We start from the raw sequence: 6,386 nt of genomic DNA, 5'->3' as shown, positions 1-6,386 counted from the left end.
AAAAAAACGAAAGGCGCCCTCTACGGGGCGCCTTGCTCGTTCAGCCCCTGAAAAGGGGCGGGATGCGACGGATCAGCCGGCTAAATCATCCGATCAAGTGCGACAGGTGCACATGCGCACCCGTCTTGGTGCGGATCTCCTCGGCCGTCACGCCGGGCGCGATCTCGACGCACTTGAAGCCTTCCGGCGTCACATCCAGCACGCACAACTCGGTGATGATGCGATCGACCACGCCCACCCCCGTCAGCGGCAGCGTGCACTGCTGCAGCAGTTTGTGCTCGCCGTTCTTGGCCGCGTGCTCCATCAGGACCACCACGCGCTTGACGCCCGCGACCAGGTCCATGGCTCCGCCCATGCCCTTGACCATCTTGCCGGGGATCATCCAGTTCGCCAGATCGCCCTTCTCGGACACCTGCATGGCGCCCAGGATGGACAGGTTGATCTTGCCGCCGCGGATCATCCCGAAGCTCTCATGGCTGCCAAAGATCGACGACCCCGGCAGCACGGTGACCGTCTGCTTGCCGGCGTTGATGATGTCGGCATCCACCTGGTCTTCCGTCGGGAAGGGGCCGATGCCGAGCATGCCGTTCTCAGATTGCAGCCAGACCTCCATGTCCTGGGGCACATGGTTGGCCACCAGCGTGGGCAGACCGATGCCCAGGTTCACATAGAAGCCGTCTTGCAGTTCGCGGGCCGCGCGGGCCGCCATTTCATCGTGTGTCCAGGCCATGATCAGACTCCCGCCGCGGGTTTCTCGGTGATGGTGCGCTTCTCGATGCGCTTTTCCGGGTTGGGGTTGTGCACGATGCGGTGCACATAAATCCCCGGCAGGTGAACGCTGTCCGGATCAAGCTCGCCCGTCTCGACGATCTTCTCCACCTCAACCACCGTGATCTTGCCGGCCATGGCCGCTGCCGGGTTGAAATTGCGGGCTGTGCGGCGGAAGACGAGGTTGCCGGACTTGTCGGCGATGTACGCCTTCACCAGCGCCACCTCGGGCACCAGCGCACGCTCCATCACGTAGACCTCTCCGTCGAACTCGCGGGTTTCCTTGCCCTCGGCGACGATGGTGCCCACGCCTGTCTTGGTGAAGAAGGCGGGGATGCCGGCGCCGCCGGCCCGCAGCTTCTCAGCCAGCGTGCCCTGGGGCGTGAACTCCAGCTCCAGCTCGCCCGCCAGATACTGGCGCTCGAACTCCTTGTTCTCGCCCACGTAGCTCGAGATCATCTTGCGGATCTGGCGCGTGTTGAGCAGCTTGCCCAGGCCAAACCCGTCGACCCCCGCGTTGTTGGAGATCACCGTCAGGTCCTTCACGCCCGAGGCCTGAAGCGCATCAATGAGCGCCTCTGGAATGCCACACAGGCCGAAGCCACCCACCGCGAGCAACTGCCCGTCTTTCACGATGCCGGCCAGCGCGCTGGCTGCATCGGGATAAACCTTGTTCATCCACACACTCCTTGGCAACAGGGGAAGTTCGCTGCAGCGCAGCATGACCGAGGGTACACCGGCTGCGAAGCAAAAATCCAGCCTGCTCGCGCAAATCGAACCGGCAGTGTGGCGTTCGCGCTGACACGCCCACGGAGCGCGTCAGCGACGAGCAGCGCGACGCTCAGCGTGGCGGCAAGGCGGGCGGCACATCGGCGCCGGGCAACGCAGGTGTGCCTTTGAGCGCCCGGATCGGCTCCGGCAGCGGCACGGGCCGCCCCTCACCGGTGCTCACCCACACCAAGGTGGCCCCCCCGGCGGCATAGGGCGAGCCCGGTTCATCGGCCCGCTCCACGGTCACGAAGGTATCGATGCTGGTGCGCCCCGGGTCGCCCACATAGAGCTTGACCAGCACCTCGCCAGGAAACACCAGCGGCCGGTAGAAGTTGAAGAACGCATTGGCGATGACCGGGCCGTCCTCGGCGTTGGTCACCTCGCCCCGGATGGTGGTGATCCAGTCCACGCGGGCCTGCTCCATGTAGCGAAAGTACACGGTGTTGTTGATGTGGCCGAGCGCGTCCATGTCGCCCCACAGGATGGGCAAACGGATCTGGTGAACAAGGATCTTGTGATCAGGGATGTCGAGACGCATGGCGAAAACGCAGGTGACGAGACAGGGCTCACAACGCGTGAACCGGCGCAACCACACATGCGGGCGGCCCGAAGGCTTTCAAGCCCGCAAGCGCGCGAAGCCTCAGGCAGCCGTCATGCCGTCGTCTGCCGAGATGATTGCCCCGTTGATGAAATCGCTGTCGGCTGCACACAGCATCACGACCAGCGCATCCAGATCCTTGGGCTGGCCCACCCGACGCCGCGGCAGCATGCTGATCAGTTTCTGCCCTGCCTCGGTCTCCCAGTGGTGGTGGTTGATTTCGGTGTCGATGTAACCCGGGCAGACGGCGTTGGTGTTGATGCCATAGCGCCCCCACTCGGCAGCCATCGCCTTGGTCATGTGCACCACCGCCGCCTTGCTCATCGCGTAGATGCCGATCTGGGGCAGCGTGCGCAAGCCGGCTGCGGAGGCAATGTTGACAATGCGCCCGCCGGTGTAGGTGCCCGGCGCAGCGCCTTTTGCCCGGGCCACCATGCGCTTGGCCACTTCCTGCGCCACGAAGAACGCGCCACGTGTATTGGTGTCGAACACGTAGTCGTAGCTCTCTTCCGACACATCCAGCAGGCGCTCGGTGGTGCTCACCCCGGAGTTGTTGATCAGGATGTCGATCGGGCCCACCTCGGTTTCCGCATGGGCCACGGCCGAGCGGATGCTGGTCACGTCGGTCACGTCCATGCCGACCACGTGGGCGTCGCCACCATAGGCCTCGATTTCGGAGCGCAGCGTCTTGAGCCGTTCCACCCGTCGGCCGCCCAGCACCACTGCCGCGCCGGCCTTGGCCAGCGTGTGCGCGAACTGCGTGCCCAACCCGCTGGAGGCGCCAGTAATCAGGGCCACGCGGCCGGAAAGGTCAAGGGTGTAGCTCATGTGGGGTGCTCCTCAGCAGTCTCGGTCGGCGTCAACCTTAGCACGCAGCCGCGTCAGCACCGGCACACCCCCCGCCCAGGGTGGCGATTTTCGAACGGTCGTGCTATTTTCTGCGTGAATTCGCATGCACCTCGACATAGAATCGCGGACTTGTTCGAAAAATCACCCCATCCTGTTGCCCCAGACAGAAGGAATCACGATGACGCCCCAGGAAATTCTTGAGCAGTTTGGCCCCCGCGAGTCGATGGAATACGACGTCGTGATCGTGGGCGCGGGCCCTGCCGGTCTGTCCACCGCCATCCGCCTGAAGCAACTGGCCGAGAAGGCCGGCAGCGAGATCTCCGTCGTCGTGCTGGAAAAGGGCTCGGAGCCCGGCGCCCACATCCTGTCTGGCGCCGTGATGGACCCGATCTCGATGAACGAGCTCTTCCCCAACTGGAAAGAGCTGGGCGCGCCCCTGAACCAGCCCGTCACCGCCGACGAGGTGCTGGTGCTGAGCGAAACCGGCGCCATGGCCACCCCGCAGGCCCTGATCCCCAACTGCTTCCACAACGAAGGCAACTACGTCATCAGCCTGGGCAACGTCGTGCGCTGGCTGGGCCAGCAGGCCGAAGCCCTGGGCGTAGAAATCTTCCCCGGCTTCGCGGCTGCCGAAGTGCTGTACAACGACGATGGCTCGGTCAAGGGCGTGGCCACCGGCAACCTGGGCGTCGACAAGAACGGCGAGCCCACCGGCGACTTCCAGCTCGGCATGGAACTGCACGGCAAGTACACCATCTTTGCCGAAGGTGCACGCGGCCACCTGGGCAAGCAACTGATCGCCAAGTTCAAGCTCGACGAAGGCAAAGACCCGCAGAGCTACGCCATCGGCATCAAGGAGCTCTGGGAAATCGACCCGGCCAAGGCCAAGCCCGGTCTGGTGGTGCACACCGCCGGCTGGCCGATGGACACCCAGACCTACGGTGGCGGCTTCCTGTACCACCTGGAAGACAACAAGGTCACCCTGGGCTTCGTGACGGGTCTGGACTACCAGAACCCCTGGCTGTCCCCGTTCGAAGAAATGCAGCGCTGGAAGACCCACCCCAGCATCAAGCAATATCTGGAAGGCGCCAAGCGCCTGAGCTACGGTGCCCGCGCCATCACGGCCGGTGGCATCCTGTCGCTGCCCAAGTTCGTGTTCCCCGGTGGGGCCCTGGTGGGCTGTGACGCCGGCTTCCTGAACGCTGCCCGCATCAAGGGCTCGCATGCCGCCATGAAGACCGGCATGCTGTGCGCCGAAGCCCTGTTCGAGGCCCTCACCGCAGGTCGCCAGGGCGACGAGCTGACGGCCTATGTCAACGGCTTCGAGAACAGCTGGCTGAAGGAAGAGCTCAACACCTCCAAGAACTTCAAGCAGTGGTTCAAGAAGGGCATGTACGTTGGCATGCTGATGACCGGCATCGAGCACTGGCTGCTGCCCAAGCTGGGTATCAAGGAAGCGCCGTGGACGATCCACCGCACCGAGGCCGACCACACCCGCCTGCTGCCCGCCTCGCAGTGCGCCAAGATCGAGTACCCGAAGCCGGATGGCAAGCTCACGTTCGACCGCCTGAGCTCGGTGTTCGTCTCGAACACCAACCACAACGAACACCAGCCCGCCCACCTGACGCTGAAGAATGCCTCGGTGCCCGTGCAGACCAACCTGGCCAAGTTTGCCGGCCCCGAGTCGCGCTACTGCCCGGCTGGCGTGTACGAATTCGTCAAGACTGACGACAACCAGGACAAGCTGGTGATCAACGCGCAGAACTGCGTGCACTGCAAGACCTGCGACATCAAGGACCCGACCCAGAACATCGTGTGGGTCACGCCGGAAGGCGGCGGCGGTCCGAACTACGCGGGCATGTGATGGCCTGATCTGGTCAGCAGAAAGGGAGCCTCGGGGCTCCCTTTTGCTTTCGCACACCATGGATCCGCAAGACGACCTGTTCGGCGACACACCCGCGCCCTCACAGCCGCTGCAGCGGCCCAGGCTGCCCAGTGCGCCGCCTGCCCGTGCCACTGGCCCGGTGCAGCCCACCGCCTTCGCCGCGGACCAGCGCGCACTCGGCGAACTGTTGTCGCCCCTCGTCCACCTCGGCACGTCGTCGTGGAGCTATCCTGGCTGGACGGACTTGGTCTGGGCACGTGCGCACAGCGAATCCACCCTGTCGCGGCAGGGTCTGCGCGCCTACGCGCAGCACCCCTTGCTGCGCACCGTCAGCATCGACCGCAGCTTCTACCAGGCCCTGCCGGAGGCGCAGTACGCCACCTACGCGGCCCAGGTGCCGGCCAGCTTTCGCTTCATGGTCAAGGCGCCCGCCGCGGTGGCAGACGCCCTGATCCGGGACGAACGGGGCCGCGGGCGCTCGCACAACCCCTTGTTTCTCGATCCCGATCTTGCACTGAGCAGCTTCGTGATGCCAGCGCTGCAGGGCCTCGGCACCAAGCTGGGCGCGCTGGTGTTTCAGCTCAGCCCCATGCCGCAAGACTGGTTGAGACAACCCGAGCGCCTCTTTGCCCGACTGCATGCCCTGCTCAGCGCCCTGCCCCGCCCGCGCCACTTGCACCAGGCCGCACCGGATGCCGTGATCGCAGTGGAGCTGCGCGACGCTTCACTCGTTCGCCCCGAGCTGGCCGAGGTCTTGCGCGACACTGGCGCGGCTTACTGCCTGGGCCTGCATGCACGCATGCCAGACATCGACGGGCAACTGCCCGTGTTGCGCAAGCTATGGCCCAGTCCGGTGGTCTGCCGCTGGAACCTGCATCGGCGCCACGGCGCGCATGGTTACGAATCAGCCAAGGCGCTGTACGAGCCTTTCAACCGCCTGCAGGACGAAGACCTCGCCACCCGCGAGACGCTGGCCAAGGTGGTGCGTGCTGCCGCACAAGCGCAGTTGCCTGCCTACGTCTCGATCAGCAACAAGGCCGAAGGCTGCGCCCCGCTGTCGGTCGAGGCGCTGGCCCGGGCCATTGTCGATCCACCTGCTTCCAACTCTCATGACACCTGACGCGACCGACATGTGGACGGCGTGCTGCGATGGCAGCGCCTCCCCCAACCCGGGCCCGATGGGCCTGGGCGTCGTGCTGCGCTCGCCCGGGGGAGACGTTCAGACACGATCGGTGCGCGCCGAAGGACGGGGCTGCAACAACGAAGCCGAACTGCGCGCCATCCTGCTGGCTGTGAGCATGGCACTCGACGCTGGCGCGCAGCAGCTCCGCCTGCAAACGGACAGCCGGATCGCCGCAGACCACCTGCAGCCGGTCGCTCGCCCACCCTCCATTCCCCCCTCGCTGCAGGCACTGGTCAGCGAAATCCAGAGCTTGGCCAGCGCGTTGGCTGCATTCTCAGTCGCATGGGTGCCCGGCCATCGCAATGCCGAGGCCGACCGGTTGTCGCGTGAAG

6 protein-coding genes and 1 pseudogene are annotated in these 6,386 nt (G+C 65.2%); 3 read left to right on the top strand and 4 right to left on the bottom strand.

What is annotated here, in order from left to right; genetic code table 11:
• Nucleotides 1-85 precede the first annotated feature (85 nt).
• From GTZ97_RS14640 to GTZ97_RS14625, 4 genes are all read right to left on the bottom strand, one after another.
• Complete coding sequence (locus GTZ97_RS14640; protein ID WP_161651387.1) at nucleotides 86-730, bottom strand: CoA transferase subunit B; 645 nt, start codon at nucleotides 728-730, stop codon at nucleotides 86-88.
• Between the two features lie 2 nt (nucleotides 731-732).
• Nucleotides 733-1,446 carry a CoA transferase subunit A gene (locus GTZ97_RS14635; protein WP_161651386.1) on the bottom strand — a complete coding sequence of 238 codons (714 nt, stop codon included), beginning with the start codon at nucleotides 1,444-1,446 and terminating at the stop codon, nucleotides 733-735.
• Between the two features lie 163 nt (nucleotides 1,447-1,609).
• Complete coding sequence (locus GTZ97_RS14630; RefSeq protein WP_161651385.1) at nucleotides 1,610-2,077, bottom strand: acyl-CoA thioesterase; 468 nt, start codon at nucleotides 2,075-2,077, stop codon at nucleotides 1,610-1,612.
• Nucleotides 2,078-2,179: 102 nt separating this feature from the next.
• The gene (locus tag GTZ97_RS14625) at nucleotides 2,180-2,965 is read right to left on the bottom strand and encodes an SDR family oxidoreductase (RefSeq protein WP_161651384.1); all 786 of its coding nucleotides are present in this window, start codon (nucleotides 2,963-2,965) and stop codon (nucleotides 2,180-2,182) included.
• A gap of 199 nt (nucleotides 2,966-3,164) precedes the next feature.
• Between GTZ97_RS14625 and GTZ97_RS14620 the strand changes: the two genes are divergently transcribed.
• From GTZ97_RS14620 to GTZ97_RS14610, 3 genes and pseudogenes are all read left to right on the top strand, one after another.
• The gene (locus tag GTZ97_RS14620) at nucleotides 3,165-4,850 is read left to right on the top strand and encodes an electron transfer flavoprotein-ubiquinone oxidoreductase (RefSeq protein ID WP_161651383.1); all 1,686 of its coding nucleotides are present in this window, start codon (nucleotides 3,165-3,167) and stop codon (nucleotides 4,848-4,850) included.
• Between the two features lie 58 nt (nucleotides 4,851-4,908).
• Nucleotides 4,909-5,991 (top strand): DUF72 domain-containing protein, encoded by a 1,083-nt coding sequence (locus GTZ97_RS14615; RefSeq protein ID WP_161651382.1) that lies wholly within the window; start codon nucleotides 4,909-4,911, stop codon nucleotides 5,989-5,991.
• Nucleotides 5,981-6,376 (top strand): annotated as a pseudogene (locus GTZ97_RS14610) (ribonuclease HI family protein); the annotation flags it as partial. The gene GTZ97_RS14615 and the pseudogene GTZ97_RS14610, both read left to right, overlap by 11 nt.
• Nucleotides 6,377-6,386: the final 10 nt, after the last annotated feature.

The sequence above is a fragment of the Aquabacterium fontiphilum genome, assembly GCF_009909205.1.
GTDB classification, from domain to species: domain Bacteria; phylum Pseudomonadota; class Gammaproteobacteria; order Burkholderiales; family Burkholderiaceae_C; genus Aquabacterium; species Aquabacterium fontiphilum.
The sequence above is the reverse complement of the archived record's forward strand: the minus strand, read 5'-3'. Positions and strand labels throughout refer to the sequence as shown.